General features: G+C 42.0%; 25 protein-coding genes. 7 read left to right on the forward strand and 18 right to left on the reverse strand.

Going from position 1 to position 26,705, the window contains the following annotated elements; translation table 11 throughout:
* Positions 1-81 precede the first annotated feature (81 nt).
* The 4 genes from QNM18_RS07770 to QNM18_RS07785 are packed head-to-tail and all read right to left on the reverse strand — an operon-like array spanning position 82 to position 3,567.
* On the reverse strand, positions 82-1,644 hold the full coding sequence (locus tag QNM18_RS07770; RefSeq protein WP_284136802.1) for a serine hydrolase: 1,563 nt from the start codon (positions 1,642-1,644) through the stop codon (positions 82-84).
* Positions 1,645-1,656: 12 nt separating this feature from the next.
* Entirely contained in the window at positions 1,657-2,157 is a 501-nt protein-coding gene (locus QNM18_RS07775) for a gamma-glutamylcyclotransferase family protein (RefSeq protein ID WP_284136803.1), read from the reverse strand.
* 8 nt (positions 2,158-2,165) lie between these two features.
* Entirely contained in the window at positions 2,166-2,789 is a 624-nt protein-coding gene (locus tag QNM18_RS07780) for a LysE family translocator (protein ID WP_211012021.1), read from the reverse strand.
* Positions 2,782-3,567, reverse strand: coding sequence for a hypothetical protein (locus QNM18_RS07785; RefSeq protein ID WP_284136804.1), 786 nt, complete (start codon positions 3,565-3,567; stop codon positions 2,782-2,784). The genes QNM18_RS07780 and QNM18_RS07785 overlap by 8 nt, the downstream gene beginning before the upstream one ends.
* 207 nt (positions 3,568-3,774) lie before the next feature.
* Between QNM18_RS07785 and QNM18_RS07790 the strand changes: the two genes are divergently transcribed.
* The 5 genes from QNM18_RS07790 to QNM18_RS07810 all read left to right on the forward strand — a co-directional run bounded on the left by QNM18_RS07790 (position 3,775) and on the right by QNM18_RS07810 (position 7,783).
* On the forward strand, positions 3,775-4,104 hold the full coding sequence (locus QNM18_RS07790) for a 5-carboxymethyl-2-hydroxymuconate Delta-isomerase (protein ID WP_284136805.1): 330 nt from the start codon (positions 3,775-3,777) through the stop codon (positions 4,102-4,104).
* Between the two features lie 48 nt (positions 4,105-4,152).
* Positions 4,153-4,863, forward strand: coding sequence for a 16S rRNA pseudouridine(516) synthase RsuA (gene rsuA, locus QNM18_RS07795; protein ID WP_284136806.1), 711 nt, complete (start codon positions 4,153-4,155; stop codon positions 4,861-4,863).
* 145 nt (positions 4,864-5,008) lie between these two features.
* Positions 5,009-6,640, forward strand: coding sequence for a methyl-accepting chemotaxis protein (locus tag QNM18_RS07800; RefSeq protein WP_211012017.1), 1,632 nt, complete (start codon positions 5,009-5,011; stop codon positions 6,638-6,640).
* Between the two features lie 347 nt (positions 6,641-6,987).
* On the forward strand, positions 6,988-7,143 hold the full coding sequence (locus tag QNM18_RS07805) for a hypothetical protein (RefSeq protein ID WP_211012016.1): 156 nt from the start codon (positions 6,988-6,990) through the stop codon (positions 7,141-7,143).
* A 25-nt stretch (positions 7,144-7,168) separates the two neighbouring features.
* A complete protein-coding gene (locus QNM18_RS07810) occupies positions 7,169-7,783 on the forward strand; it encodes a hypothetical protein (protein ID WP_211012015.1) in 615 nt (204 codons plus the stop codon).
* 6 nt (positions 7,784-7,789) lie between these two features.
* On the opposite strand, the gene QNM18_RS07815 is transcribed toward QNM18_RS07810, so the two are convergent.
* The 8 genes from QNM18_RS07815 to queA form a co-directional block, all read right to left on the reverse strand.
* Positions 7,790-8,584, reverse strand: a complete 795-nt coding sequence (locus tag QNM18_RS07815) for a substrate-binding periplasmic protein (RefSeq protein WP_284136807.1) — start codon at positions 8,582-8,584, stop codon at positions 7,790-7,792.
* Between the two features lie 212 nt (positions 8,585-8,796).
* Positions 8,797-10,575, reverse strand: coding sequence for a GGDEF domain-containing protein (locus QNM18_RS07820; protein ID WP_211012113.1), 1,779 nt, complete (start codon positions 10,573-10,575; stop codon positions 8,797-8,799).
* Between the two features lie 192 nt (positions 10,576-10,767).
* Entirely contained in the window at positions 10,768-11,298 is a 531-nt protein-coding gene (locus tag QNM18_RS07825) for a hypothetical protein (protein WP_211012013.1), read from the reverse strand.
* A 159-nt stretch (positions 11,299-11,457) separates the two neighbouring features.
* Entirely contained in the window at positions 11,458-12,399 is a 942-nt protein-coding gene (gene secF, locus QNM18_RS07830) for a protein translocase subunit SecF (RefSeq protein ID WP_211012012.1), read from the reverse strand.
* Positions 12,400-12,407: 8 nt separating this feature from the next.
* A complete protein-coding gene (secD, locus tag QNM18_RS07835; RefSeq protein ID WP_211012011.1) occupies positions 12,408-14,267 on the reverse strand; it encodes a protein translocase subunit SecD in 1,860 nt (619 codons plus the stop codon).
* A gap of 21 nt (positions 14,268-14,288) precedes the next feature.
* Positions 14,289-14,627 carry a preprotein translocase subunit YajC gene (gene yajC, locus QNM18_RS07840; protein WP_023397444.1) on the reverse strand — a complete coding sequence of 113 codons (339 nt, stop codon included), beginning with the start codon at positions 14,625-14,627 and terminating at the stop codon, positions 14,289-14,291.
* 34 nt (positions 14,628-14,661) lie between these two features.
* Positions 14,662-15,792 carry a tRNA guanosine(34) transglycosylase Tgt gene (tgt, locus tag QNM18_RS07845; RefSeq protein ID WP_023397443.1) on the reverse strand — a complete coding sequence of 377 codons (1,131 nt, stop codon included), beginning with the start codon at positions 15,790-15,792 and terminating at the stop codon, positions 14,662-14,664.
* Between the two features lie 205 nt (positions 15,793-15,997).
* Complete coding sequence (gene queA, locus QNM18_RS07850; RefSeq protein WP_211012010.1) at positions 15,998-17,032, reverse strand: tRNA preQ1(34) S-adenosylmethionine ribosyltransferase-isomerase QueA; 1,035 nt, start codon at positions 17,030-17,032, stop codon at positions 15,998-16,000.
* Positions 17,033-17,301: 269 nt separating this feature from the next.
* Here queA and QNM18_RS07855 point away from each other — a divergent pair, with 269 nt between their 5' ends.
* On the forward strand, positions 17,302-19,809 hold the full coding sequence (locus tag QNM18_RS07855) for a GGDEF/EAL domain-containing response regulator (RefSeq protein WP_284136809.1): 2,508 nt from the start codon (positions 17,302-17,304) through the stop codon (positions 19,807-19,809).
* A gap of 153 nt (positions 19,810-19,962) precedes the next feature.
* Positions 19,963-20,160 carry a hypothetical protein gene (locus tag QNM18_RS07860; RefSeq protein ID WP_247687452.1) on the forward strand — a complete coding sequence of 66 codons (198 nt, stop codon included), beginning with the start codon at positions 19,963-19,965 and terminating at the stop codon, positions 20,158-20,160.
* Positions 20,161-20,191: 31 nt separating this feature from the next.
* Here the strand turns inward: QNM18_RS07860 and QNM18_RS07865 are convergent, their stop codons facing one another.
* The 6 genes from QNM18_RS07865 to pstA form a co-directional block, all read right to left on the reverse strand.
* Positions 20,192-21,097: a hydrogen peroxide-inducible genes activator gene (locus QNM18_RS07865; protein ID WP_211012008.1), complete on the reverse strand. Its 906-nt coding sequence runs from the start codon at positions 21,095-21,097 to the stop codon at positions 20,192-20,194.
* A gap of 74 nt (positions 21,098-21,171) precedes the next feature.
* Positions 21,172-22,440, reverse strand: coding sequence for an inorganic phosphate transporter (locus QNM18_RS07870; protein WP_023397438.1), 1,269 nt, complete (start codon positions 22,438-22,440; stop codon positions 21,172-21,174).
* 174 nt (positions 22,441-22,614) lie between these two features.
* Positions 22,615-23,292 carry a TIGR00153 family protein gene (locus QNM18_RS07875; RefSeq protein ID WP_284136810.1) on the reverse strand — a complete coding sequence of 226 codons (678 nt, stop codon included), beginning with the start codon at positions 23,290-23,292 and terminating at the stop codon, positions 22,615-22,617.
* Positions 23,293-23,423: 131 nt separating this feature from the next.
* Complete coding sequence (gene phoU, locus QNM18_RS07880) at positions 23,424-24,125, reverse strand: phosphate signaling complex protein PhoU (protein ID WP_023397436.1); 702 nt, start codon at positions 24,123-24,125, stop codon at positions 23,424-23,426.
* 66 nt (positions 24,126-24,191) lie between these two features.
* The gene (pstB, locus tag QNM18_RS07885) at positions 24,192-25,019 is read right to left on the reverse strand and encodes a phosphate ABC transporter ATP-binding protein PstB (protein ID WP_023397435.1); all 828 of its coding nucleotides are present in this window, start codon (positions 25,017-25,019) and stop codon (positions 24,192-24,194) included.
* A 29-nt stretch (positions 25,020-25,048) separates the two neighbouring features.
* Positions 25,049-26,698, reverse strand: a complete 1,650-nt coding sequence (gene pstA / locus QNM18_RS07890) for a phosphate ABC transporter permease PstA (RefSeq protein WP_211012006.1) — start codon at positions 26,696-26,698, stop codon at positions 25,049-25,051.
* Positions 26,699-26,705: the final 7 nt, after the last annotated feature.

The raw sequence follows: 26,705 nt of genomic DNA on the forward strand, positions 1-26,705 counted from the left end.
AAAACTGAAAGCCAAGTGTATCAAAGCATGGTTTGACATGCTTTGATACTTTGGTTTGATATACCAGTAACCTGTACTGCCTTATTGACCTTGTGGCACCGCAACTAAGCCAAGATTATGGAAGTCAAAGCTAAAGTCAGTAATATCTGGGTTTACCCACTCCAAATCAGCACTGTTCACTTGTTGCTCATGCATAGTGAAGTGAATATATGAATCGGCTTCTAATAACTTCTCATGCCATTTAATCACAAATGTATTGCCATTATGATGGCTCAATGTGCCTTTCAACAGTTTAGTATGCGTAAAATCAATATGTAATTGCCCTGCAATTTCTTCCACAATCACATCCCCGTACCAAGGACTGCGAAGGGTGCCTGTGTAGTGGCTCAAAGGTAAACTCGCGTGCTTGTTAGTCACCTTTTCGGGACCAAGATTATTGTATAGCGCCTCGCGTTGTTGTTTATAATTCTGATAGCTTTGTGCTACCCAGTCTTGAGGTTCTAGACCTAGTGCTTGTTCGAATACTTCATTGGTAATAGCTTTGATAGCGGGGTAAGCGTGCTGATTTGACAAAATGACAACCCCTAAGCCTTTTTCTGGGATCATTGCAACTTGCGAGCCCATACCAAGTATTCCGCCCATATGGCCTACGCGCTTATAACCAAAGTAGCTCTCTACAGCCCAGCCCAGCGCATACCCTTTAAAATCTTGTTTAAATGCCTCTCGATCTGACTCTTTTGGTATGCGCATAATTTGGGGATGCCATAAGTATTGATGCATATTCGGATCAATCAGCTGTTTTCCTAAAGGCGTTTTACCTGCATTGACCTGTGTCTGCAACCACTTAGCCATATCCGTTACGTTGGACGCAATAGCACCTGCTCCTCGGAAATCTTCTAGATAGTCACCGACAAACTCTTCCAGTTGCCCATTGTATTTAATTGTCCCTGTTGCAAAGTTATTATTGGTGTTTCCAATACGAGAGAAACCCGCATATGAGTTATCTATCCCTACTTGAGGAAAAATGCGTTTTTCAATAAAGTCTTGCCAGCTCATATTGCTGACTTTTGCAACTATTTCACCCGCTACAACAAACATCAAATTGTTGTAATGGTACTCTGTGCGCAATGCCGCCACAGGTTTAATATGCTTTAGCCCGGCCAATATGTCTTCTACCGACTTATCTGTATTTGGCCATATCATCAAATCACCAGCACCGAGCGCCAGTCCACTACGATGACTAACTAGATCTCGAATGGTTATTTGTTCAGTTAATTGCTGGTCATATAACTTAAATTCAGGCAAATGTTTAATTACTGGATCTCCCCAGTTTAATTTACCTTCTTCTACTAACATCGCTAATGCAGTTGCAGTAAATGCCTTACTGTTTGAAGCTATCCCAAACAAGGTATGTTGATCTACTAGACCTTTTTTGCCAAATTGCCGAACGCCATACCCTTTCGTCAAAACAACTTTGCCGTCATTGACAATCCCGATCGCAAGACCGGGAATTGAAAAATCATCCATAGCTTGCTGTACAGACTTTTCAACTTCAGCCAGCTGTGGCGCAGTCAAAGCGAAAACACTGTTACTCATCAACATGGCTGTTGCACAGCATACTTTGCGCCAAAAAGCTTTTTTCATATCCGTATTGCCTTATTTTTTATAAATGTTTAATTCCAAAATATGTTTATTTTCATTCTCGTCGACAATGCTTTTTTGCATTTTGATTCTTTCAACATATGGAGCAGGAAACCCATGTTCCAAAGCGCCGTTTAGTACATGTTGTTTATACCAAGTAAAGGGAAGCTGATTGCTGACGAAAGTATTTGCAACATAACAATGGGCTGCAATCGTTCTGCGATTCATTAAATCGACATTGAACACTACACGCTCATAACGAGGGCCTTCAATGTTATCCAACTCCACTATCTCTGATTGAGTCAAGCCGTACACAACACCATAGACAACCATGGGCGCTGACGCACTAGCAATATTGCACTTGGCAGAACCGTCTTTGCTCAGCATATCAAATGTGAGTTGGTGCCCTTGTAAAATGGCTGTGCCAATTAAACGTGCATTCGGCAGCCTTTGTTTAAGCCGCAAAGTTGAAAGATTTGAACCGTAGGCAAAATAAAAATAATCGTCAGTTTGCATTGCGCTGCCTATATCACAACTCGCATTGCCAAAAGCAGTAACACCACGCCAATCCCTCTATCAAACCAGTGTCCGGCACGGTGGAAAAACCGTCGAACTTTCGGTCTAGATAAAACCACTGATAACAAAGAAAACCAAACCCAAGTTGCCAAAGCCATATACAAGCCATAAAAAATTTGTATCGATTGAGGGGTTTCAGGATCGATCATCAAGGTGAATAAAGACAGAAAAAATAGCGTCGCTTTTGGGTTTAATGCATTCACTAAAAAGCCACGTCGCAAAGCTTTAAAATCAGACTCGGTGTTAGACGATGCACCAATAGCTTGCTCAGGTTCCGTGTTCTTTTTAGCACGTAATGCCTGTACACCCATATAAGCCAAATAAGCGCCAGCAATATACTTAAATAAGTCGAAGAGTTCAGGGGAATTAGCCAACAGTATCGCAACACCAAGTAGGCAATATGAAACATGCACAAAAATCCCTAAACCGACACCTGCGCTTGTATACAGTGCATTCCGTCTGCCCTGTTGGACACTTTGCTTCAAAACAATCGCAAAATCAGGACCTGGGCTTGCAACCGCAAAAAAATGTGCCAGTGCGATGATTAAGAATTCATCTAGATATTCAACCACGGCCGCGTTCCTCTAGCGCCAGTAACATAGGGTCTGGCGACGTTTGTAATATTTTATTTAGTTGTTTTTGCGCCTTTTTATACATGCCTTTTAAATGCGGTTTAAGATGCTTCCCACCCTGTTGATCTCCTTTAAAGTGGCATACTAAAGCATGTAAAAATATACTTTCTTGCTCACTCAGCGCAGCTTGACGATTTGCATACGGATTGTAACATGAGCCACACCCGCCTCTAAAATGATACGCGGTGTTACATAACATGGTGCCAAAGCCCATAAATATAGCCAATACATCTGCCGCCACAGATAAGTTTTGCTGTCCACCTGGCGGTAACTTTCCAACATGATGAATTAGCATCAGCGCCATACCACCAGCCATACTCGCCACAAGATCTTGTGGTTGATTAATTTGGTTTGGATTATAAGACAACAAAATTGGCTGAGTTGGTTTGCTCACCAACGAAATATCTTCTCCTCTTAGCCCACCAGAAAATGTAAACTGAGGAAATGCCTGCTGCATTGGCATATGTTGTGGCGCACTTAACTGAATTGGCCAGTGAGATAAACCTGCGTAGTTTCTCACTCGTTCAAACACAGATTGTGCCATCTCTTCAACGCTAGTGACTCTGTCAGGAAAGTGTTTTTCTGTTGGCTGTACAATTTGGGTTTTTTGTAAAAAATACTCACTATCAAAATGTTCTGCAGCCCACAGAAATAAATCAATTAGCGATTGTGACTCAGCGGACTCTAACAGAGGCTTGGGCTTAAAAATTGATAACATACGCTTTTTCGAAATCTCTAGAGGTTAATAACTCAACACCTTACCAAGGCCTATTCAGTTAAAGCAAGGTAAGACGATGATAAAGTAACATTAAAAGCACGGTAGCAAAATCTCTACGGACCATACTTTGAGATCTAAGGTATTAGACTTGGCTAACAGCGAGAAGCCAATTATGATGAAGCACCAAGAATAAACAGTCACAACTTTATGCCACATATCATTATTGAACATTCAGCGTCTTTAGATACCGACTTTTCACAATTACTGAAATCCATACACCAAAGCACTATAGATACAAACCTATTTGATGCAAGCACCATTAAAACTCGTCGAGTGGCATTTCCGCAATGCATACTGGGAGATGGTAAAACTGACTTTGTCCATGTCCAAGTTCATCTCTTGGCAGGTAGAACCCAAACCCAAAAACAACACCTAAGCGAGTCCCTACTGAACACATTGCGCACCTTACTTTCTGACTCCGTCAGTTTGAGTGTGCACCCCTATGATTTAGACCCAGCTATTTATCGAAAAAATTAAATGATTCATAATGTGCACCTAGCAATACCATCAAGTAAGAGAAAATAGATGAAATTCCCATGCCGAATAGACAAATTCGTTAGCCATATAAACGAACTGCCGCGCAGCAAAGTAAAAATCCTGATTAAAAAGGGAGAAGTGTCTATCAACGGCATTGTAACAAAAAAAAGCGATGTTCAAATTACTCGCGAAGACAGTATCGAATTAAGTGGTAAGCAGCTGAAATATCTAGGTAAAAGATACTTCATGTTAAACAAGCCACAAGGCTATGTATGCGCTAATAGCGATGAATTACACCCTACTGTTTTTGATTTACTTGATGAACCGAACTTAAAAGATTTTCATGTCGCTGGCAGACTTGATATCGATACTACGGGGCTCGTACTGATCACCAATGATGGTGATTGGTCTCACCAAATTACCTCGCCAAAAAAGCAAAAATATAAGACATACCTTGTTGAAACAAAAGAAATAATTACAGAAGAAGCGCTCGAGCAATTGCGTCATGGTGTGGCTTTACACAACGAAAAGCAATTAACTCGACCTGCACAAGCGCAAGCCGTTGATAAATATGCACTGCGCCTCTCTATCTGCGAGGGAAAATATCACCAAGTGAAACGTATGTTAGCAGCAGTATCAAATCATGTTGTTGAATTGCATAGAGAAAAAATTAGCGATATTGAACTTGATAGCAAACTCTCTGCTGGTGAATATCGCCCTCTGACAGAGCATGAAATAAACATAATCAATGCAAAATAGGTCGTAATAAGGTCGTCATATGAGGAAAAATCATCTAATTTTTACTTATATACGGCAAAGCCCTACTTACATAGCGCGCTCAAACGTGATAAATCATAAAGGTAGAGTGCCATAAACTTTTAACTTCCTCGCTAAGGTGCATATTGTGTTTTCGACTCTGACTTTAAGACTAAAAATAATATTTTTTGCAGCTGCAATTTTTATCGCCTTAATTTCCATCGCGGTGCTCGGGCTGCAATCACTTCGTCACGCCAGTGAAACGGATAATATCGCTCGAATTAATCAATTGATGAAAAGTACTGTCAATATCGTAGAACAATTCGAGCAATTTGTGCGAGCTGGCGAATTAACGGAACAAGAAGCAAAAAAGCTGGCAGCACAAATTCTTAGAGAAAATAAATATCACGACTCCGAATATGTATATGTGGTCGATGAGCAGCTTAATTTTGTTGCGGCTCCCCATGACCCGCAGCTACATGGCACCAGCTTTAACGACTTTAAAGACGCAGGTGGCAACAGTATTGGACGACTGGTAGAGCGCAAGGTAGGCAATAAAACCAACCGTATCATTACTTACCACTGGAACTCTCGACGAGATGGAGAAGTTGTTGACTTAACCTCTGTGGTGCAAAAAACCTCTCTATTCGGGTGGTATGTTGGCACAGGCATCAGTTACAAAGAAGTTGATGCAAGATATTGGGAAACCGCTAGCTGGCTACTCACACTGTCACTCATTATTGCAATCGCACTCACTTTCACCGTCACGCGCTATGGACTATCGCTGTCCAATAAACTTGGTGCTGAGTTGAATGAAGTACTTGATATCGTGCGTCATGTCTCTCATGGCAATCTCACATCACAAATAGATACTTCTCATGCTAAGGATTACAGCATTATGGCGGCAATGCGCTATATGCAAGATGGTCTAAAAGGTGTAGTCAGCGGACTTATGATTGTCAGTGACAAGTTAAAAGAGCAAAGTTATGACGGTGAAGCCCGATCTAATGATCTCGAAAGCCTGACATTAAGCTTAAGTGAAGAAACTCAGATGGTTGCATCAGCCATAACTGAATTAACGGCATCAGCTCAAACGGTTGTAGAACATGCAGAGCAAGCTGCTTTTTCAGTACAGGAAGCAGAAAGCCAAGGTCAAAACGCCGATCGACTTACCGCCAACGCAAGTGAAGCCATTGTACTGCTAGAGCAACAGATTGATAGTGCAGGCAATAATATTCAAGCACTGGATGAGGAAGTGAATAATATTGCCAATGTACTCAGTGTTATTCAGAGCATTGCAGAACAAACCAACTTACTTGCACTAAACGCAGCAATTGAAGCAGCTCGTGCTGGCGAGCAAGGCAGAGGGTTTGCCGTAGTTGCCGATGAAGTACGTCAACTTGCTCAGCGCACTCAATCAAGTACCGAAGAGATTCATACCATGATTGGTAACTTGCAAGCAGCGACACAGGAGGCCAAATCTTCGGTTTCTCTGAGTATTGCAACCAGTGAAAAAACGGTTTCGATGTCAAATGAAGCCAGCGAAGCACTGCGCAGCGTAGCCACCTCACTGAGCGCGATTTCTCAGATGAGTGACCAAATAGCCCTGGCAGCAAAAGAGCAACTAATGGCTGGAGAAGACACCGCAAGGCGGGTCGTTACTATCTCTGATACTGCTGCACAAACAGCGAACGTGTCGCAGCAAGCCCATAGTGCGACTGACAGTATTAAAGCGCAAGCAGCACAATTAGAAAGTGAAATGGCGAAATTTAAGCTTTAATTTCACACTTTTACCATAAAGCACTTTCCCAAAGTAGAATAGGTACATCTAACCTTTTCTATTTTGGGTATTTTTTTTCACAAATTGGCCTGAATTTAGCATCCTATTTTTTTGTAAAAAAATGTTTAACTCTAAATTATTTGGTGTTAAATTCATTGAGTCGCCCAGAATAAATCGAACGTAAAGTACCAACTTTATTTTTGTTTTTGGTTCTTTTTAATGATTTTTGGTGATACTTCTTCTGGTAAAGCAGTAAGGCTTTGCGTTGTGCCTATTGCCATTGGAAACTAGAGAATGTCTCACATTCATATAGCTGACTAGACGATAATGAAATAAGGATAATCACAATGAAGATGATTGCTAACAAACAATGCCGTTTAATTACAGGCGGCTCAGGTTTATTAGGTCCTGCGGACCCTTTTTCAGAAGAGCGAAACTCACAGCGAGAGGCGCTTGTTGCAAATAATAAAGCGGGCCAAAAAAAGCCCAGCCAATACCCTTAACTTATTTTTCTGATAAGCATCACTTATGGCAAAACAGTTTGCATTCAAAGATTTACTACTACCTTATGTTGTAATGGTAGTGGTGATCTTTATTATTCAAGACGCGACCTATTTCTTTTTCCTCGCCTATATCTCTATCATCTCTCTGGTATTCTTAATTGGGCATAGACTCAGAGATGTTAATATATGCTCCATTTCATTTATTGCGATGATCCCGGTCTTATTTGAAAACATTATCTTCACGACTGGCTTGATCAGCTTAGTATCGACTCCCGGAGATAGGCTTATCCAAAATAGCTTAATTTACGGCGTTCACTTATTCAAAGAACTCATTATTTTAGTGCCGCTAACTTATCGGGTAGAAATCTCTAAACGTCTTTTTCCTAAGCACAAAATTCGATATACATTTGCTGACAGTATATTGCCTTGGCTTTGCCTCATCAGTGCGGCAATGAGCTTCTTTGCGCTGATAGAGAATTATATCCGTAACGGTAAGGGGTATGATATGACGTTCTTTTTCTATGCCTTTGACGTCACCGGCTACTTAAATTATTCGCTTTTTTGCGGTGTTTTAGTCGTGTTGACATTTATAACTTACAAAGAGGCGTATGACTTTAAGGTCCCTTCAATAAGGCGCTAAATAATTTCAATGAAATGGGTTTGTTAGCGGCAGCATGTGACCCTTTGACAACATATTTAAGTCAAAATAACGCTGTAATAGCGCATGGTAAGCACCGCTGCTTTTCAATTTAGCTAACCCCATTTCTAGTTTGTTGGCCAATTCAGGTTTGTCTTTATTGACGAAAAAATAAAACCTTGCAGGATAAGATAAATAGTAATCTGGCACTATCATTAGTTCCGGATGATTTTGGTTTACGATTTCAGATTGTGCCTCGACAATAGAGCGTGGAAAATAATCTGCTTTTTTATCCAGCACCATATCAAACATCGCTTGGTAATTTACTATGGGTTTTACGTTTAGCCCATTGCTAGACAGTATTTTGGTATCGGGCCAATCGTGCCCCTGCACCGCTGTAAAACGACTTAACTGCGCTATCTCTGTAACTGCTTTGAAACGAGCGTATTGGGCTTTATGGATGATCAATACACGTTTGCCAATTAAGCCATCAAACAAAGGGAATTTTACCGCTATTGCGAGCTTCTCACGCGCAGGGCTTGTCATACTCCAATGCAAGTCAACTTGTCCTTTACTGAGCGCCATTAATGTCCGCTGTTGGTGTGGGTGCACTTTTACATGTTCAATATTGACGTCGTGATCAACCGCTGTTAATGCCTTTTGCAGTAACTCATATAAAAAAAGGTCACGATCGTATAGCGGACGCTGCTCTTTAGCGACATAGATGGTTTCTTTTTGGTTATCGCTTGCACTTACTGTAATGGCAAGTGCAATTAGGAAAAAGTAAAAAATATGTCTGATCATAATGTTCCCCAAACGTGCTAATTAGCTCGGCAATTACGACGTTGTAAATCACTATATATAAACAAAGAAAGAATTTCTCTTCGCCTTAAGTATATATATTTCACAATTTATATTCACGAAGCAATATGTTTGCGCTAATTAGCAACAAACTCAGCTGGGGCTGCACACATTATTCCCACTACCAAATTTAATTGATGAGCCACATACGTGATTTAGTTAACAGCGGCTTCAACTTCTAACCTCACCATAGGCGCACTCGGTTTACGTCGATTGCATACAAACAAGTAGCTATTTCTGTAGCGCTTAGCTTCTTTCTTCGCGTCAGTAGCTAAAGCCGCAACTTGGTGACTGTTTTTACATGATTCTACGTCTGGTGTTACTAAACCGATTGAAAGAGTCAGTAAAGGAACAAACTGTTTTTGTCCCTCTCTATTTGTCGCCCAATACCCGCCAGCAGCAACATGTTCAGGAGTAAATAAAGCCTTGGAGCGCGCTTCAAATTGCTCAATGATCTGGTGACATAAACATTCGGCATCGGCTTGGTCAAACACCACCATAAAATCATCCCCACCGATATGACCAACAAAACACTGGCTGTGCTGGCATACCTGTAGGGTGACATCCGCTAGTAACTTGATGACGCTATCCCCACTGGCATAGCCATAGAGATCGTTAAACTGTTTAAAGTGATTTAAGTCGATATAAGCCAGTGAAAAAGTATGTTTAGCACGAAGTCGCTGTTCAATCGCCTCATTGATTGCAACGTTGCCAGGCAACATAGTCAATGGGTTAGCATGTTGCGCATGGCGAATCTTATCCTCTGTAATGTGTTTTAAAATATCTCTTAGAGGCGCTAGACCAATATACTCACCCTCTTTGGTGATCACTATATGCCGTCTAATATCAAATTCATTTTCGGTTATAAGTTGACTGACAAAGTCAAGCTGTTGTTGCTCATCAACGATCAAAGGCTGCTTATCCATGAGTTTGACAACGGGTTTTTTGTCAAATAGAGCGTGACCATAAGGAGCCGCAAAGACTTCTGTTAATTGGTCACGATGTAACAGCCCTACAGGCTGTCGCATATCGTTTAATACAGCAATGCTTGTTAACCTTTTATTTTGTTCAAAACGCCGATGTGCATCCAAACATTGGGTATTCATGTGAATAGCAGGGACATCATGCGCTAACCAGCCTATGGCCATCGACTGCTCAAACTGGCTTACGGTTGGTTCAGATTTAATTTGTGCGTTGAGTATATGGCTAGGGTTCACAGCTAAGTCATTTGATTCTCGACTTGGTTTAGCCAACAAAAAGCCTTGAGCATTGATAATGCCCATTTTTTTGAGCAATTTTAATTCTTCCACTCGCTCGATCCCCTCGGCGATAACAGCGGTGTTGGTCGCCTTAGCCAGTTCGATAATCGATTTAAGGAACTCTCTTTTTACGATACTCTGATCACAGTAATCGATAAAATAACGATCTACTTTAACAAAGTCCGGACACAATTCGGACCACTGTTTTAACCCTGAATAGCCAGCCCCCAAATCATCAATAGCAATTTGGAAACCTAATTGGCGATAGTGTGAAATGGTTTTTAGCAATAAAAACCCGTCATCCACTTTGTCCTGCTCTGTGACCTCAATAACTACTCGGTTACAATTTAATCCAGCGTCTTCAATTAAATGGCGAGTTTCCCCTTTTGGGTGCTGGGGATCGAGTAAGGCCTTAGGGCTTACATTTAGAAAAAGCTTCCCGGGTAAATTTAATGCAGCAAACTGTGCAATCGCCTTTTTTCGACAAAGTAGTTCCAGTTCAGATAGTCGGTCATATTTACTGGCAGCTGCAAACATCTTGTCAGGCTGCATCAACTCGTTATCTAAACTACCTCGGCTCAATGCTTCAAAGCCTAGTACCTGTTCTTTTGCTATATCAAAAATGGGTTGAAACATTGGATATACAGCTTCGTTTTGCAAAATGTCATCCAACATGACGTATAAAGGATCCACCGAAACAACCAAACTTAATTCAAGTGCTCAATAATCGAGCAAAATATCAAAGATTTATGACAGTTAGATTGCAATCCAATGGAAATTACCAATTTCAGGGATAAATGTGGAGTGAAGGTGAATTTGTGGGCAGCAAGTGAGATGAAAACAAATTGCTTTCATCTCACTACATGATTAATTCAAAGCACGTTCTACTTGATCAAAGTGTGCGATCACTTCGACAATTTCTAGCTCTGCGTCTTGGTAATGAGTTTTCTCAGTGAAGCCCAATTTAGCAATCGCTTGCACGGTTGCTGGGTGCACCAACAAATCTTTGGCGTGATAACATACAGGATCACTGTATTTGGGCAGTTTACCGTCTTCGTGGTAGCCGCTTTCAATCTCTTCCAAAGGTAGTGTAGGGATCACATCCGCAGCTTTATCAAGTGCGTCTAGATAATCTTTACATTGAGGATATTTGGTCACAAAATTTGCTAACACATCACGAGATGTTGCTACTAACTCTGCCGATTCTTGCTCTAGAGCGGCAGCTGGTTTTTGTTCCCTAATGTTTGCTAACAATGAAGTGGCCTGAGTTTTATATTGACCCAGTGCGTTTTCACTTGCAGGTGCTTTTGCTTCAGATTTAGCTTCTTGCGTGCTTGGTTGTTCTGAACATGCAAATAGTGCCAAAGCAGCGCATGCAATTCCTAGCTGTTTATACATACAATCCTCAATTCAATATTATTGATAACAATTCTCATTATACAGTCTTGTCATGAATTTGAAACCAAAAAGGCCACAATAAATGTGGCCTTTTTGATTCAGATCGAAATAGACTTTAGTTGTATGAGCAAGCACTAATTGCTGCTCAAATACTCATAATTAAGGCATAGCGTCTAAATCTGCACCTTCTTTCTCTACTTCGACTGGGATCAAGTCTTCTTTACTTACACCCATTGCAACCGCAACGGAGCTTGCAACATAAACAGAAGAGTATGTACCAATGAACACACCAAACAACAGTGCTGTTGCAAAACCGTGGATTGTTTGACCACCCCACACAAACAAGGCAATAAGTACCAAGATTGTTGTGATTGAAGTCACAAGCGTACGGTTCATCGTCTGCGTCAATGAAATGTTGATGATTTCCAATGTGTCGTCGATACGAACTTTGCGGAAGTTTTCACGGATCCTATCAGATACAACGATGGTATCATTCAGCGAGTAACCTATAACGGCCAAGATTGCTGCAAGAATCGTCAAATCAAACTCTAACCCCAATAAAGAGAAGAGTCCCATCGTTAAAATTACATCGTGGAATAGTGCCGCAACAGCGCCGATAGCAAAACGCCACTCAAAGCGAAATGCTACGTAGACCAAAATACACAAAAGTGCAGTCAACATAGCCAAGCCGCCATCTTCCTTTAGATCTTCACCCACGCTAGGGCCTACAAATTCGATACGACGCATCTCTACGCTGCTATCAGCCAATTTCAATGCATCGATCAACTGGTTACCAATGGTCTCAGCTTTGACATCATCACGCGGTGCGATACGTACCAACACTTCTTGGCTTGAACCAAACAAAGTCACTGCGGCATCTGCGAAGCCATTCTCAGCCAATACTTTACGAATTTTAGGTAAATCCGCAGGTTGCGAGAATCCCACTTCAACTGCCGTACCGCCGGTAAAGTCCAGACCAAAGTTTAAGCCCTTGGTCACAAACGATGCGATAGAAGCCAAAATCAATAAAGCAGAAAACGCCATCGACATCTTTCTTGCCGACATAAAGCGGATCGTGCTCGATAATTTTAATAATTGCATGCCCGCTCCTATATCGACAATTTGTTGATGCGTTTACCACCGATAAAGGCGTTGATCACGGCACGAGTACCAATGATCGCGGTAAACATTGAAGTCAAAATACCAATCGCAAGTGTGACTGCGAAGCCCGCAATTGGACCCGTACCAACTGAGAACAGGATAATTGCAGCGATTAGTGTTGTGATATTCGCATCGAAAATAGTACTGAATGCGCTGTCGTAACCAAAGTGAACAGCCTGCTGTGGACTACGTCCATCGGCTAATTCTTCACGAATACGCTCAAAGATAAGTACGTTTGCATCAACGGCCATACCAACGGTCAATACAATACCTGCGATACCAGGTAAAGTAAGTGTCGCACCACTGATCATCGACATCACACCAATGATCATCACAAGGTTTGCGGCAAGTGCCAGGTTAGCAACTAAGCCAAACCCTTTGTAATACATCAACATGAATCCAAGTACAAAGGCAAAGCCTAATACTACCGCCGTCATACCCGCTTCAATGTTTTCTTGACCCAAGCTTGGACCGACCGTGCGCTCTTCAACAATTTGAATTGGCGCTACCAAAGCACCGGCTCTTAGAAGTAAGCTCAAGTTATGGGCTTCAGCCGGATTATCAATGCCTGTAATACGGAAAGAGTTATTTAAACGAGATTGAATAGTTGCGACATTTATAACTTCTTCTACCTTAATAGGTGGCAGCGCTTTACCATTCTCATCTTTCTTACCGGAAGGTTTATATTCGATGAACACGGTTGCCATGCTCTTACCGACAGCACGTTTAGTAAAGGCACTCATTTTCGCGCCACCTTTGCTGTCAAGGTTAATACTAACTTGTGGGCGCTGATATTCATCCATACCAGACTGCGCACCTGTAATATGAACACCTTCAAGGATCACACGTTTTTTCAACACAACAGGGTAACCGTCTTTATGATACAGTACTTCACTCCCCGCAGGCACTCGGCCCTGTGCAGCTGTGCGCGTATCCGCTCTGTCATCGACTTCACGGAACTCTAGCGTTGCTGTGGCTCCTAAAATTTCTTTCGCACGCGCCGTGTCCTGTACACCCGGTAATTGCACAATTATGCGCTCAGAACCTTGTCTTTGTACGTTTGGTTCAGCAACACCAAGCTGGTTGATACGGTTACGAATTATGGTTTCGTTTTGCTTGATGGCGTAATCGCGAAGTTCACGAACCTTTAAATCACTCAGGCTAGAGAAAAATGCTAACTCATTACTGCTGTCGTTAACAAACACATTGCCTGGGTAGCGACTTTTCAAAAAGCGTTCAGCGGCTTTTTTGTCTTCGACAGAACGCATCACAACCTGAATACGGTCACTATTTGCCACTTCACGGATAGTGCGATAGCGAAGCTTCTCACCTCGTAAATCACTCTTATAATCTTGTTCCATCTGCTCAAGCGCTTTGCCAAGTGCCGTCGCCATGTCCACTTCCATGGTGAAGTGAACACCACCGCTGAGATCCAAGCCTAATTTCATTGGATTTGCACCAATGCTCTTAAGCCAGTCAGGTTGCGCTGGAGACATGTTGATTGCAGAAATGTAGTCTTCGCTTAGTGTTCCACGCAGGATATCCTGTGCCTTAAGCTGATCTTCTACATTCTTGAAGCGAATGAGAACTTGCCCTTCTTCGAGGACAGCAGATTTGATAGGTAAGTTATTGTCTTTTAATGTTTTATTTGCTTGATCAAGCACGCTTAAATCGGCGCTGGCCCCTTTCTTTCCAGAGATCTGTATGGCCGGATCTCGACCATACATATTAGGGGTGGCATATAGAATGCCCACGGCCAATACAGCGAGTACAAGTAAATATTTCCACATTGGATACTTGTTTAGCACTGGATTATCCCTTTGTTATTGTTATAGCGACTTCATTGTACCCTTAGGTAAAACTGCTGCCACTGCTGACTTTTGTACAGTTACTTCAACTTGATCATTCAAGGCAATTACCACGAAATCCTTGTCTTCAGCAACTTTCGAAACTTTACCAACCAGACCACCTGACGTTAAGACTTCATCGCCTTTGCCAAGTGCACCCATTAGGTCTTTATGCTCTTTAACACGCTTCGCTTGCGGACGGTAAATTAGGAAATAAAATACCAAACCGAAAATAGCTAACATGATCAGCATTTCCATGCCACCACCTGCTGGCGCTGCTGCCGCTGTGCTTGCATGGGCACTAGAAATAAATAAGCTCATTGCTTTTCCTCATCTAATTTTTTATATAAAACTGTTATTCTGCTTCTACATCAGCAAGAGGAGGTACAGGTAGTCCTCTACGCGCATAAAAGTCAGCGACAAACTCATCAAATGTGCCCTCAGTTAGGGCATTTCTCATACCTTCCATCAAACGTTGATAGTAACGCAAGTTATGAATGGTATTTAAACGCGCACCTAGTATTTCATTACACTTATCTAAGTGATGTAAATAGGCACGCGAGTAATTTTTACACGTATGACAATCACACTCTGCATCAAGCGGACTTGTATCTGTTTTATGAACAGCATTACGGATTTTAATCACACCGTCGGTAACAAACAAGTGGCCATTACGCGCATTTCGTGTCGGCATTACACAGTCGAACATATCAATACCGCGGCGTACAGCTTCTACTAGGTCTTCAGGCTTACCTACGCCCATTAAATAACGTGGTTTTTGTTCCGGCATTTTGTAGGCGCAGTGATCCAAAATTTTAACCATTTCTTCTTTTGGCTCGCCCACAGATAGTCCACCTAGCGCATAACCATCAAAACCAATCTCTTCTAGACCTTTTTGTGATTCAGCACGCAGCTCTGGATACATACCACCTTGAATAATACCAAATAAAGCTGACGGGTTATCTGCATGGGCTTCTTTTGAGCGCTTCGCCCAACGCAATGATAACTCCATGGAGTCTTTAGCTTCTTTTTCAGTTGCAGGATAAGGCGTACATTCGTCAAATATCATCACGATATCTGAGCCTAAATCGCGCTGTACTTCCATCGCTTTTTCAGGAGACAACATGATCTTTTCACCGTTGACTGGTGACTTGAACAGTACACCTTCTTCAGAAATTTTACGCATTGCACCTAGGCTAAATACTTGGAAACCACCTGAATCGGTCAAAATTGGTTTATCCCAATTCATAAAGTCATGCAGATCACCGTGCTGTTTAATGATTTCAGTGCCAGGGCGTAACATCAAATGAAACGTATTACCCAAACAAATATGTGCACCTGTATCTTTCAATTCATCTGGCGTCATACCTTTTACGGTGCCGTATGTACCAACAGGCATGAATGCAGGTGTTTCTACAACGCCGCGATCAAATACCAAACGTCCGCGACGTGCTTTGCCATGTGTGCAATCTAATTCAAATTTCATAACTACCTCGTGTCGGAAAAACAGTCCAACAAAACTCAACCTGTGACTCTCATTTGCAATGGGGCCATATAAACCGTCAGATTCTATCAATAAAGCCCGCGCAATTCTAATATTGGGGCTAAAAAGGAATAAATAAAGTCACAACCAAAAAAGGCGGGGTGTAAATATGAAAAAACCGGCAATTAGCCGGCTTTTAAAAACTATATTATTGTTTTTTAGTTAAAAACATCGCATCGCCATAGCTGAAAAAGCGATATTTCTGAGCGATCGCCTGCTGATAGGCATTCATGATATGTTCTTGACCTGAGAACGCACTGACTAGCATGATCAATGTTGACTCTGGTAAGTGAAAGTTGGTGATCATCACATCGACAACATTAAACTTATAACCTGGATAAATAAAAATATCGGTATCGCCGTAGAATGTTTTTAGTTCTCCGCCGTGAACTTTTGCAGCCGACTCTAAAGACCTTACCGACGTTGTACCCACGGCAATAACGCGGCCACCACGGCCTTTGCATTTAGCAACTGCATCAACAACTTCATCTGGAACTTCAATATATTCAGAGTGCATATGATGCTCTTGCACATCATCAACACGAACTGGTTGGAAAGTCCCTGCGCCTACATGCAAAGTAACAAAGGCCATATCTACGCCCTTGTCTTTAAGCTGCGCCATCAAACTATCATCAAAATGCAGACCAGCAGTAGGTGCTGCAACTGCGCCAGGCTTTTCACCATATACGGTTTGATAACGCTCTTTATCCCCTTCTTCGTCTGGGCGATCTATGTAAGGCGGTAGTGGCATATGGCCTATTTCATCTAAAATATTTAGAACTGAGTGTTCACCTTTGAACTCCAGTTCAAATAATTCACCATGACGGGCAACCATGGTTGCATTTGCTTTGCCTTCAAGGATCAGCTCGGCACCCGGCTTAGGTGATTTACTAGAACGAACATGTGCAAGTACACGGTGCTCATCTAAAATGCGCTCAACTAAAACTTCGACTTTACCGCCTGTAGATTTTTGACCAAACATACGAGCTGGGATCACTTTGGTGTTATTGAAAATGATTAAATCATCAGGCTCAATCAGATCAATAATATCCTTAAATATCTTGTGCTCTAATTCACCGCTATTTCCATTCAATGTTAAAAGACGGCTACTCGTTCGCTCTGCTTTCGGGTGGCGAGCGATCAATTCATCTGGAAGTTCAAAACTAAAGTCAGCAACGCGCATATCAGACCTCATATTCGTGCAATAAGGCGGCAAGTCTAGTGCTGCAAGATAACGAAATCAAGCAACAAACATGATCTATTCATACTTTTTCACCTCTTGTCAGCTTTGCCAAATAGCATTACTCTACGGACTGATTTATATGTGTTAGAACTCGCCAAGATGCTCGAGCAAGTCTTGGCATGTTGCTTAAAAAGCAATATAAAACATATAAATAAGCAATATTGGGCAACATTTAAAAACTTAAAACATGGGTTTGGGGTCGTAACGCCATGGCTAAACAGCTTACTTTATTACTCGTCAATGCAGATCATGGTGAGCGTCAAACCGTAATAAGAACGTTACAAAAGCTCAATGTATTTCAAATAATAGAACTTAATGATACACAAGCGGCTTTGCAGGTACTGAAACAACAAGCCGTTGATTTGGTTATAAGCGGCTTAAATGTTGGGAAAATAGACGGCTGGCGCTTTTCTCGCATGATCCGCTCTGGATTGCTAAAAACACCCAAGAATACACCTATCGTGTTAATTCCCCCGACTTATTGCGAACGAATAGCTGAAACCACCGCTCGGAGCTATAGCATAGATGCAGTCTTGCCTTTGGAACGTCACGATGTACTGCCACAAGTCTTGGCCAATGTGTTGTCCACTCATTTAGAAAAGAGTAGCCGTTTAAACTTGTTATTACTTGAGCCCAATGAACAAAAAGCGGCCGATATTAGCGAACAATTGGCGCTGAGCTTTACATGTAACCCGGTAACCTCTGAAAACGCGGCGCTCTCAGAGTTTTTACAAAATGACTATTCAATTGTGTTGCTAGATGCAACATCTACACGCGCAGAAACCACCAAAGAACTTGTTGAGAACATACTGCAGCATAAGCCCAGCCAAGCTATTGTCACCATAATTGACAATCAAAATGCAGACTATGCAGAACAACTGTTGCTATTGGGGGTAACAGACTTCGTCCGCGTCCCCTACAATTTATCTGTCCTTAGTAAGGTCTGCGATCATGCTGCGAGGCGCGAAGACTTTATGGTGAGTTATGCGGAATTTGCCCATAAAGTAGAACAGCTTAGCCGCCGAGAACAAAGTTATAAAGAACTGTTTTCAGCACACCAACGCATTTTATTGCATTTGAACACAGTGGTTCTTGAACTGGATGCTACAGGCTGTATTCGCTTTATTAACCCTGCTTGGGAGCAATTGACCGGCCATAAGTTAAAATCAACTTTGGCAACACGTCTTTGTGATTATGTTCAAAAGAGTGATTTGCCCGCCTTAAACAAAGCCATTGAAGAGGTGCTTAGCGGCCCTTATACATCGACCGTTGAGCTCCAATTGCTCCATCACTCTGGCGCATCTGTATGGGTTGAGTGCCGTTTTCAGCTAATTAAAAATCAAACAAATATCGCCTCAATCACAGCCACAATAGATAATATTCACGAACGCAAAGAAGCCGAGTTACAGCTACGCCACTTAGCATTACACGACACACTAACGGGCTTGCACAACCGTTACTTTTTTGATCAACAGCTCAATCACTTTTGCAAAGATGCACAACTCAAAGATGATATCGAGCACGCGCTGATTTACATTGATCTAGACCATTTCAAGATAATTAATGACAGTAAAGGCCACCAGCAGGGTGATATTGTCTTACAAGAAGTGGCGCAATTATTTAGAGCACATATCAACCAAGAACACTTAATCTTCCGGATCGGTGGTGATGAGTTTGCAATTTTATTGAAAAACACACGCTTATTAGATGCCCATATGATGGCTGAAAGTATTTGCAGTGCAATTGAAGGCCATCAATTTCATTCCGAAGAAGCCAGCTATACGATCAGCTGCTCCATAGGCTTGACGCAAATTTCCCGGGTCAACTGCGATCCCAACGAGTGCCTTAAACAATCAGATATCGCTCTCTATATTGCAAAAAACCTTGGCCGTAATCTTGTTCATTGTTACACCAAAGAAGATGCCAAAAATAGTACTCTGCAAACGGGTTTAGAGTGGGGTCATAGTGTTCGCGAAGCGCTTAAGAACAATCAATTTGAGCTACACTATCAACCGGTTTGGGACTTTAAACTTAATAAAATCGCCTACTTTGAAGCTTTGTTACGTTTAGTTATTGACGATAAATTAATATACCCCAATCAATTTATTCCAGCTTTGGAGTTGCTCAATGATACTTATTTAATGGACCAATCCGTTATCAGAGAAAGCATTCGAGCTGTTGCTAATCATCCTGAACTACATCAGATTTCCCTGAACCTTTCTGCCCAGTCATTTCTGGATGAACGCTTAATGCCACATATACAGGCATGTTTGCGAGACTTTCAAGTCCCTGCACACTGTATTATTTTTGAAATTACTGAATCGGCAAGTATTAATAACCTCAGTGCAACACAAGCTATGATCAACCAGTTGAATCAACTTGGCTGTCACTTTTCAATTGATGACTTTGGCACTGGGTTCAGTACATTTAGTTACTTGAAACAGCTACCTGCACAACATGTAAAGATTGACGGATCCTTTGTCCGCGATATGTTAAACGATCCTATTGACCTTGCGCTCGTTAAAGCTGTCAATGATATTAGTCACTCGTTGGATAAGTGTTCAGTCGCAGAATACGTTGAAAGTAAAGAAATTTTTGATGAACTAAAAAACATTGGTGTGGATTATGGACAAGGTTACTATATCTCTAAACCACTTCCTGTTGAGCAGTTAAAGCAAGCTATGAAAACTATTTTATCCTTAAAAACAGCATGCTAATTAAAATGGGGAAAAAAGTCGCTGCAGCCCCTAAAAAACTCAACTATAATAAAAGTTCGCAATGAATGTCTTCTTATTTTACTTATTTACATATAAGTAGAAGACATACAATGGATTTGAGCACATCTCGTAATGGAATTCGGGGAGATAAGTATGTTTCAGTTTATTCTGTTTCTATCACTGGTGCATTGTTTGATCACATTACAATGTTACCGCTGCGCCAAACAAAAAGGGTATCCAACTAAGTTGTTTACAGTATTAGGGTTTATACCGTATTTTAACTTAGTTGTTTGGGTGTACTTATTATTTCTACCCAATATTATGTCACAGAGCAAGCTCAGTTCGACTTAAAAAATGCTTCTTCATTTAATCAAAAGCAGTGTTATTGGCACTGCTTTTTAATGAACTCACCAACCTCATTACTAAACAACCTAAAATCACGGATACGGCCTGTGGTTTTACGCCACAGCAATCCTATTTCTCTATATGCATCAGCTTGCGGTGGCAATGTGATCATAGGCTTGCCTTGCAAAATACCGGCATTTAATGCCATTTGTGGTAAAAAGGTCACCCCATTTTGGTACTCAACCATGCTTAACAGTGTGTGCAAATTTGCCGCCTCAAATGGATTAATACATTCACTTCGAGTCAAGTTACATGCACTCAATGCATGACCGGTCATGCAGTGCTCTCGCTCCAATAAGAACACACTGTCTTTAGGTAAGAGGTTAAAATCTTCCAGCGCATCAGGGATTTCATAGTCTTTATGGTGCACTAAAGAAAAGTGATCTTTCGTCAATACTTGAGTATGAAATTTATCTGTTCGGTAAGGTAGTGCCAATATGCCCATATCAATCTGACCGTGCTCTAATTTATCTAGCAGCCTATCGCTGGTATCTTCTACCAGTACCAACTGGAGATTGGGAAAGACACTTTGACAATACGCATATAGAGGCGCGGCAATAAAACTGGCAATCGTCGGGATTAATCCCAGTACCAGCTTTCCTGATAATGGGTTTTTAAAACTCTTTGTTAATTCCACCACACTGATAGAGTCATCAATGATCTTTTTTGCACGAGCAACGACTTCTTCACCCACATCAGTAAACATTAAACTGCGATTTTCCCGCTCGATTAACTGACAGCCAAGCGTTTCTTCTAAGTTTTGGATTGCACTGCTCAGCGTTGACTGACCAACAAAACACGCCTCAGCCGCACGACCAAAGTGTTGTTGTTGATGAACTGCAATGAGGTATTGTAATTGTTTTATACTTGGTAAGTTATTCACTGATATACCCATAAATAAAAAGACCCCAACACCACTGGCGCTGAGATCTTTTCAAGCTAAAAGTCTGTTTTTTGTTAAACGCCGAACACGCTTCTCAAAATGTAGAATATAACAATAGCAAGGGCTGCACCGACTGGCAATGTGATAACCCAAGAAACCACAATGTTTCTAATCACACCCATATTCAATGCCGCAATACCACGTGCCATTCCCACACCTAGTACGGCACCAACCAGCGTCTGCGTGGTCGAAATAGGTAAACCTGTACCTGAAGCGATCACTACTGTAGAAGCCGCTGCAAGTTCAGCTGCGAAACCACGGCTCGGTGTCAAATGCGTGATACCTTCACCTATTGTTTTAATTACTTTCTTACCAAGTACAGCAAGGCCAACTACGATGCCTAAGCCACCCAAAGGTAAAATCCACCATGCAAGCGCAGCCTTTTTCGCCATTTCACCGTTGTTCTCAACAATGTTAACAACCGCTGCCAATGGACCAATCGCGTTCGCAACGTCGTTTGAACCGTGTGCAAATGCCATACAACACGCGGTCAAGACCATTAATACAGCAAACACTTTTTCTACATTGTTAAACTGCATTTGCTTGTCAGCATTTGGATCCATTTTCATGCGTGCAATAACAACTTTACCAATCAGGCCAATGATTACCGCGATACCAACCGCAAGCGCATACCCTTCAAAGGTGCCCAGATTAATACCAATGTGCTTTAGACCCTTCTTAATCGTGACTAAAGACATTACAAAACCAGCTAGACCCATGTAGAACGGTACAAATCGTTTAGCGTTACTTAGTGGCTTGTCAGTATCGAAAATCAGCTTTTGCGCACTCATAAAGATCAAATAAGCTATGAAGCCTGAAATCGCAGGGGTGACAATCCAGCTACCCACGATACCTGCAACCTTGCCCCATTGGATAGCTTCGCTACCTACTGCGACCAAAGCAAAACCAATGATTGCACCAATGATTGAGTGTGTAGTTGATACAGGCCAGCCCAATACCGACGCTAACAATAACCATGTACCTGCTGCAAACAACGCAGAGATCATGCCCAGAATCATTAGTTCTGGTATCTCAGCGAATGGTGCTGCATCAATAATGCCTTTACGGATCGTTGATGTTACCTCACCACCGGCAAGGTAAGCACCCGCGAATTCAAAAATCATCGCAATGATGATTGCCTGCTTGATTGTGAGCGCTTTCGACCCCACTGAAGTACCCATGGCATTTGCAACATCATTTGCACCAATACCATAAGCCATAAAGAAACCAACTGCCGCTGCGATGAGAACTAGCATCGAGCCATGAGAAGCAATGATATCCATTGAAAAACCTTTAGTGTTCTTAAAACACTGATTGTGTATTTATATACTTATCTCTCACTGTCTTAACGAGATGACATATAAATAACCATTAAACAAACACAACACCGCCGCTCTCTAGTCTACGCTTTGAGAGTAACAACGGTGTACTTCTTTATAAACTGTCGCTGATCAAGATCAGCGTGCTAACATCACCTCAAGGCGCGCACCTACACGCTCAGCAATATCGGCAAGCTCACCTACCCACTCGATGATTTTGTATAGGAACATCACATCTACCGGGTTAAGTTCAGCTTCGACTTGGCGAAGTTCTTGGCGAATTTTAATTTGCATATCGTCGGTGTCTTGTTCAATGGCATCTAGCTCACTCAACATCTTCTCGACTAATACAACTTCACGACCTCTGAAGCCTGTTTCTAACAGCTCATCCAGTTCGTTAATAGCTTTTGAGGCCTGCTTCGTAGCGTCTACACAACGGCTTAAATACGCAACGAAATCATTTTGAATTGACTCGGGGATCTCCATTTCTCGGCCAACGACTCGACCAGCGATGTCTTTGGCTTTGTTGGCGATTTTATCTTGATGGGTAATAAGTTCCAGTAAATCAGTCCGTTCAACTGGCATAAATAGACCACGAGGTAGCTGAAGACGTACTTCTCGCTTTAGCGCATCCGCTTCACGTTCTAGGTTACGAATATTAACGCGAAGTGCATCCGCTTCAGTCCACTCCCCTTTGAAGACATGTTCAAAGAAAGGGATCAAGCTTTCACTGGCTTGATGCACTATCTTAATGTGCTCTTCAATCGGCTTTATAGGAGACTTTGCAAACACTCCTAAAAACGCATTACTAGGCATAACTGACCCTTAAATCATAATAATATGCATGTGCAGAGGCCAAGTTTACAGCATTAACCGAAATTGTGAACGATTTTTATCGTGAAGTTAGGATTATTCGTTCATTTTTGTTCGAATAATCCATTCCCAGATTAAAGGGTTTTTTCGATATCTTCTTGAGAAGTATGGCGAATGTCTTTGCCATTTACAAAGTAAATTACGTATTCTGCAATATTCTGACAGCGGTCACCGATGCGCTCTAACGAACGTACAGACCAAACAAGGTCCATTATTTTGGGTATCGAGCGCGGGTCTTCCATCATATAGGTCATAATCTGACGTGTAAGCGCTTCATATTCACGATCCACTTTGGCATCTTCTTTATGCACTTCAAAAGCACACTGCGCATCCATTCTTGCAAAAGAGTCCAGAACGTCGTGTAGCATTTTAGATACCAAACGACCCATATTTTCGACATTCACAAGTAAGTGTTGCTGATCTTTGGTAAATGAGTCCAACGCAACTTTCGCGATGCGTTCAGCTTCATCACCTATGCGCTCTAGATCCGCGATGGTTTTGGCAATTGCGACAACAAGTCTTAAGTCACTTGCAGCAGGCTGTCTCTTTGCAATAATGCGTGTACATTCTTCATCAATGTTCACTTCCATCGCATTGACTTTGTAGTCGTTTTCACTCACCTTGCGCGCTTTTTCAGCATCACTTGTGCTCACGGCATCTAGTGCCAGGTTTAATTGCTGCTCAACCAGCCCACCCATGCTCAATACATGGTTTCGTACGTTTTCCAGCTCTTCATTAAAGCGGCCAGATATGTGCTTATTAATGTTGTGTTCCATCTAAAACCCTACCTTTGATAACAACCCAATCGCGCTGCCCTATCAGGGCAGCAGAGACTTCTATTTTTAACCGTAACGACCTGTGATGTAGTCTTCGGTTTTCTTCTTCGTTGGTGTTGTAAATAGTGTATTGGTATCCGAATACTCAATCAGCTCACCCATATACATGAAGGCTGTTTGGTCAGATACACGCGCAGCTTGTTGCATGTTGTGTGTAACAATCACAACAGTATACTTATCTTTTAGGTCATTAATGAGTTCTTCAATAACCAATGTCGAAATTGGATCAAGTGCCGAAGTTGGCTCATCCAGTAGTAAAACCTCTGGCTCAATTGCAATAGATCGAGCAATAACCAAACGTTGCTGCTGACCACCTGATAGACCAAACGCACTGTCATGAAGACGGTCTTTTACTTCATCCCACAGCGCAGCACCACGTAGTGAGCGCTCTACAACCTCGTCAAGTTTACGTTTATCTTTGATGCCTTGCAGTCGAAGGCCATACACCACATTTTCGTATATTGATTTAGGAAACGGGTTTGGTCTTTGGAATACCATGCCCACATTGCGGCGCAGTGCCGCAACGTCGACGCCTTTGTCATATATATTTTGACCATGGAGGTTGATCTCACCTTCAATGCGACATGTATCTACCAAGTCATTCATTCGGTTGATACAGCGCAACAGAGTGGATTTACCACAACCAGATGGGCCGATAAAAGCGGTTACTTGACCCTTGGGGATCAACATATTGATTTTACTCAGAGCTTGTTTATCACCATAGTAAAGGTCAAGGTCTTTGATCTCTAAAGCGGTTTGCTCTGGGCTCAAGTTGGCAAGATCTAATTTCGTATTAGCATCTGCATTATTTACTTGTGGCGCTACTGTAATCATAAAAGGATACCTATTTCAAATCTGTACTATTAGTGCTCTAGAGCTCTGAATTTTTCGCGTAAGTGGTTACGAATGCCAATCGCTGTGATATTCAGTGCGATGATCACCGTAACAAGTAAGAAAGCTGTCGCATACACAAGTGGGCGTGCCGCTTCTACATTTGGACTTTGGAAACCAACATCATAAATATGGAAACCCAAGTGCATAAATTTACGATCTAGATGAATATATGGGAAATTGCCATCTAGCGGTAAGGTTGGAGCCATTTTCACCACACCTACCAACATCAGTGGTGCTACTTCACCAGCAGCACGTGCAACCGCTAGAATCAGACCCGTCATAATTGCAGGACTCGCCATCGGTACGATAATACGCCATAACGTTTCAGCCTTGGTTGCACCCAACGCCAAAGAACCGTGGCGTACTGAACTTGGAATACGAGACAAACCTTCTTCTGTCGAGACAATCACCACAGGTAAAGTGAGGATTGCCAATGTAAGTGCTGACCAAATGACACCTGGTGTACCAAATACCGGGCTAGGCGCTGCCTCTGGGTAAAATAACTGGTCAATAGAACCGCCCAGCATATATACAAAGAAACCTAGACCAAATACACCATATACAATGGATGGCACACCCGCCAAGTTAATTACCGCAATACGGATCATTTTGGTGACGGCATTTTTAGCCGCGTACTCATGTAGATAAATAGCTGCAACAACCCCAAATGGTGTCACAATCACAGCCATCAACATAACCATGAAAACAGTACCAAAGATCGCAGGGAATACGCCACCTTCAGTGTTTGCTTCACGTGGGTCATCGCTAATAAATTTACTTGTCTGTGAGAAGTAATGACCTACTTTTGCAAAGAAGCCCATATTATTTGGGAACCAAACGTCGAGTACTTGGTATAGTGGTAAAGTGACTTCTTCACCACGCATATCACGCACAACGACATAATCTCGCTTAGCATCTGAGCGCAGTTCAAATAGACGCTTTTCAAATACTTTGTAATCTTCACGTAACTGAGCACGCTGTGCTTCTAAGTCGGCTTTAACTTCAGGCGTCAGATCGTTGTCTAGCTGGTAGCCGCGCTCTTTTAAACGCAGTCTCTCTAGCTCATAGTTGATATGGCCAATATCACCATTTTGTAAATCCAGCGCCTCTTCGTTTAACTCTACTGCACGCTCAACGAGTTCTTCCAATCGCTCCACTTGGTTTTGCGATACAACCTGACCGTCTTCGATAACACGTACAACGTAGCCATAAAAGTTACCATTTTTGGTTCGCTCAAATACTGCCATTTCTTCTGGTACTGAACGACTTTGAATATCTGTCGTTAAGATCCAGCGGAAATCTAGCTCAACAAACTCACGGTTACCCGTTTTTACCAATAGACGTTCTACATATTCATCTTGATAGTCAGACAAATCGTAACCCGCCGCTTCTAGGCGTGTTTTCGGCACCATTTCTCTATCATAGACTTCACCAATCACGGTCTGCTTGGCAACCGAGCCTTCCAGCTCAAACTGAACCACTTCGGTTGGCCAGAAAAAGCTCAACCCTTTCCATGCGATCATCGCTAACAAGCCGATGACCGAGATTAAACTGATGCTAACAGCACCACCTGTCATCCAGATCCAAGGAGATCCTGACTTAAACCATTGTCTTACCATGTCATTT

The sequence above is a fragment of the Pseudoalteromonas obscura genome, from assembly GCF_030135505.1.
In the GTDB taxonomy this organism is placed as follows: domain Bacteria; phylum Pseudomonadota; class Gammaproteobacteria; order Enterobacterales; family Alteromonadaceae; genus Pseudoalteromonas; species Pseudoalteromonas obscura.

Coding starts and splice junctions, on each gene's coding strand:
- QNM18_RS07770 (WP_284136802.1), bottom strand. CDS start 1,644: ATGAAAAAAGCTTTTTGGCGCAAAGTATGCTGTGCAACAGCCATGTTG.
- QNM18_RS07775 (WP_284136803.1), bottom strand. CDS start 2,157: ATGCAAACTGACGATTATTTTTATTTTGCCTACGGTTCAAATCTTTCA.
- QNM18_RS07785 (WP_284136804.1), bottom strand. CDS start 3,567: ATGTTATCAATTTTTAAGCCCAAGCCTCTGTTAGAGTCCGCTGAGTCA.
- QNM18_RS07790 (WP_284136805.1), top strand. CDS start 3,775: ATGCCACATATCATTATTGAACATTCAGCGTCTTTAGATACCGACTTT.
- rsuA (WP_284136806.1), top strand. CDS start 4,153: ATGAAATTCCCATGCCGAATAGACAAATTCGTTAGCCATATAAACGAA.
- QNM18_RS07805 (WP_211012016.1), top strand. CDS start 6,988: ATGAAGATGATTGCTAACAAACAATGCCGTTTAATTACAGGCGGCTCA.
- QNM18_RS07810 (WP_211012015.1), top strand. CDS start 7,169: ATGGCAAAACAGTTTGCATTCAAAGATTTACTACTACCTTATGTTGTA.
- QNM18_RS07815 (WP_284136807.1), bottom strand. CDS start 8,584: ATGATCAGACATATTTTTTACTTTTTCCTAATTGCACTTGCCATTACA.
- QNM18_RS07820 (WP_211012113.1), bottom strand. CDS start 10,575: ATGTTGGATGACATTTTGCAAAACGAAGCTGTATATCCAATGTTTCAA.
- QNM18_RS07825 (WP_211012013.1), bottom strand. CDS start 11,298: ATGTATAAACAGCTAGGAATTGCATGCGCTGCTTTGGCACTATTTGCA.
- secF (WP_211012012.1), bottom strand. CDS start 12,399: ATGCAATTATTAAAATTATCGAGCACGATCCGCTTTATGTCGGCAAGA.
- yajC (WP_023397444.1), bottom strand. CDS start 14,627: ATGAGCTTATTTATTTCTAGTGCCCATGCAAGCACAGCGGCAGCAGCG.
- tgt (WP_023397443.1), bottom strand. CDS start 15,792: ATGAAATTTGAATTAGATTGCACACATGGCAAAGCACGTCGCGGACGT.
- queA (WP_211012010.1), bottom strand. CDS start 17,032: ATGCGCGTTGCTGACTTTAGTTTTGAACTTCCAGATGAATTGATCGCT.
- QNM18_RS07855 (WP_284136809.1), top strand. CDS start 17,302: ATGGCTAAACAGCTTACTTTATTACTCGTCAATGCAGATCATGGTGAG.
- QNM18_RS07860 (WP_247687452.1), top strand. CDS start 19,963: ATGTTTCAGTTTATTCTGTTTCTATCACTGGTGCATTGTTTGATCACA.
- QNM18_RS07870 (WP_023397438.1), bottom strand. CDS start 22,440: ATGGATATCATTGCTTCTCATGGCTCGATGCTAGTTCTCATCGCAGCG.
- QNM18_RS07875 (WP_284136810.1), bottom strand. CDS start 23,292: ATGCCTAGTAATGCGTTTTTAGGAGTGTTTGCAAAGTCTCCTATAAAG.
- phoU (WP_023397436.1), bottom strand. CDS start 24,125: ATGGAACACAACATTAATAAGCACATATCTGGCCGCTTTAATGAAGAG.
- pstB (WP_023397435.1), bottom strand. CDS start 25,019: ATGATTACAGTAGCGCCACAAGTAAATAATGCAGATGCTAATACGAAA.
- pstA (WP_211012006.1), bottom strand. CDS start 26,698: ATGGTAAGACAATGGTTTAAGTCAGGATCTCCTTGGATCTGGATGACA.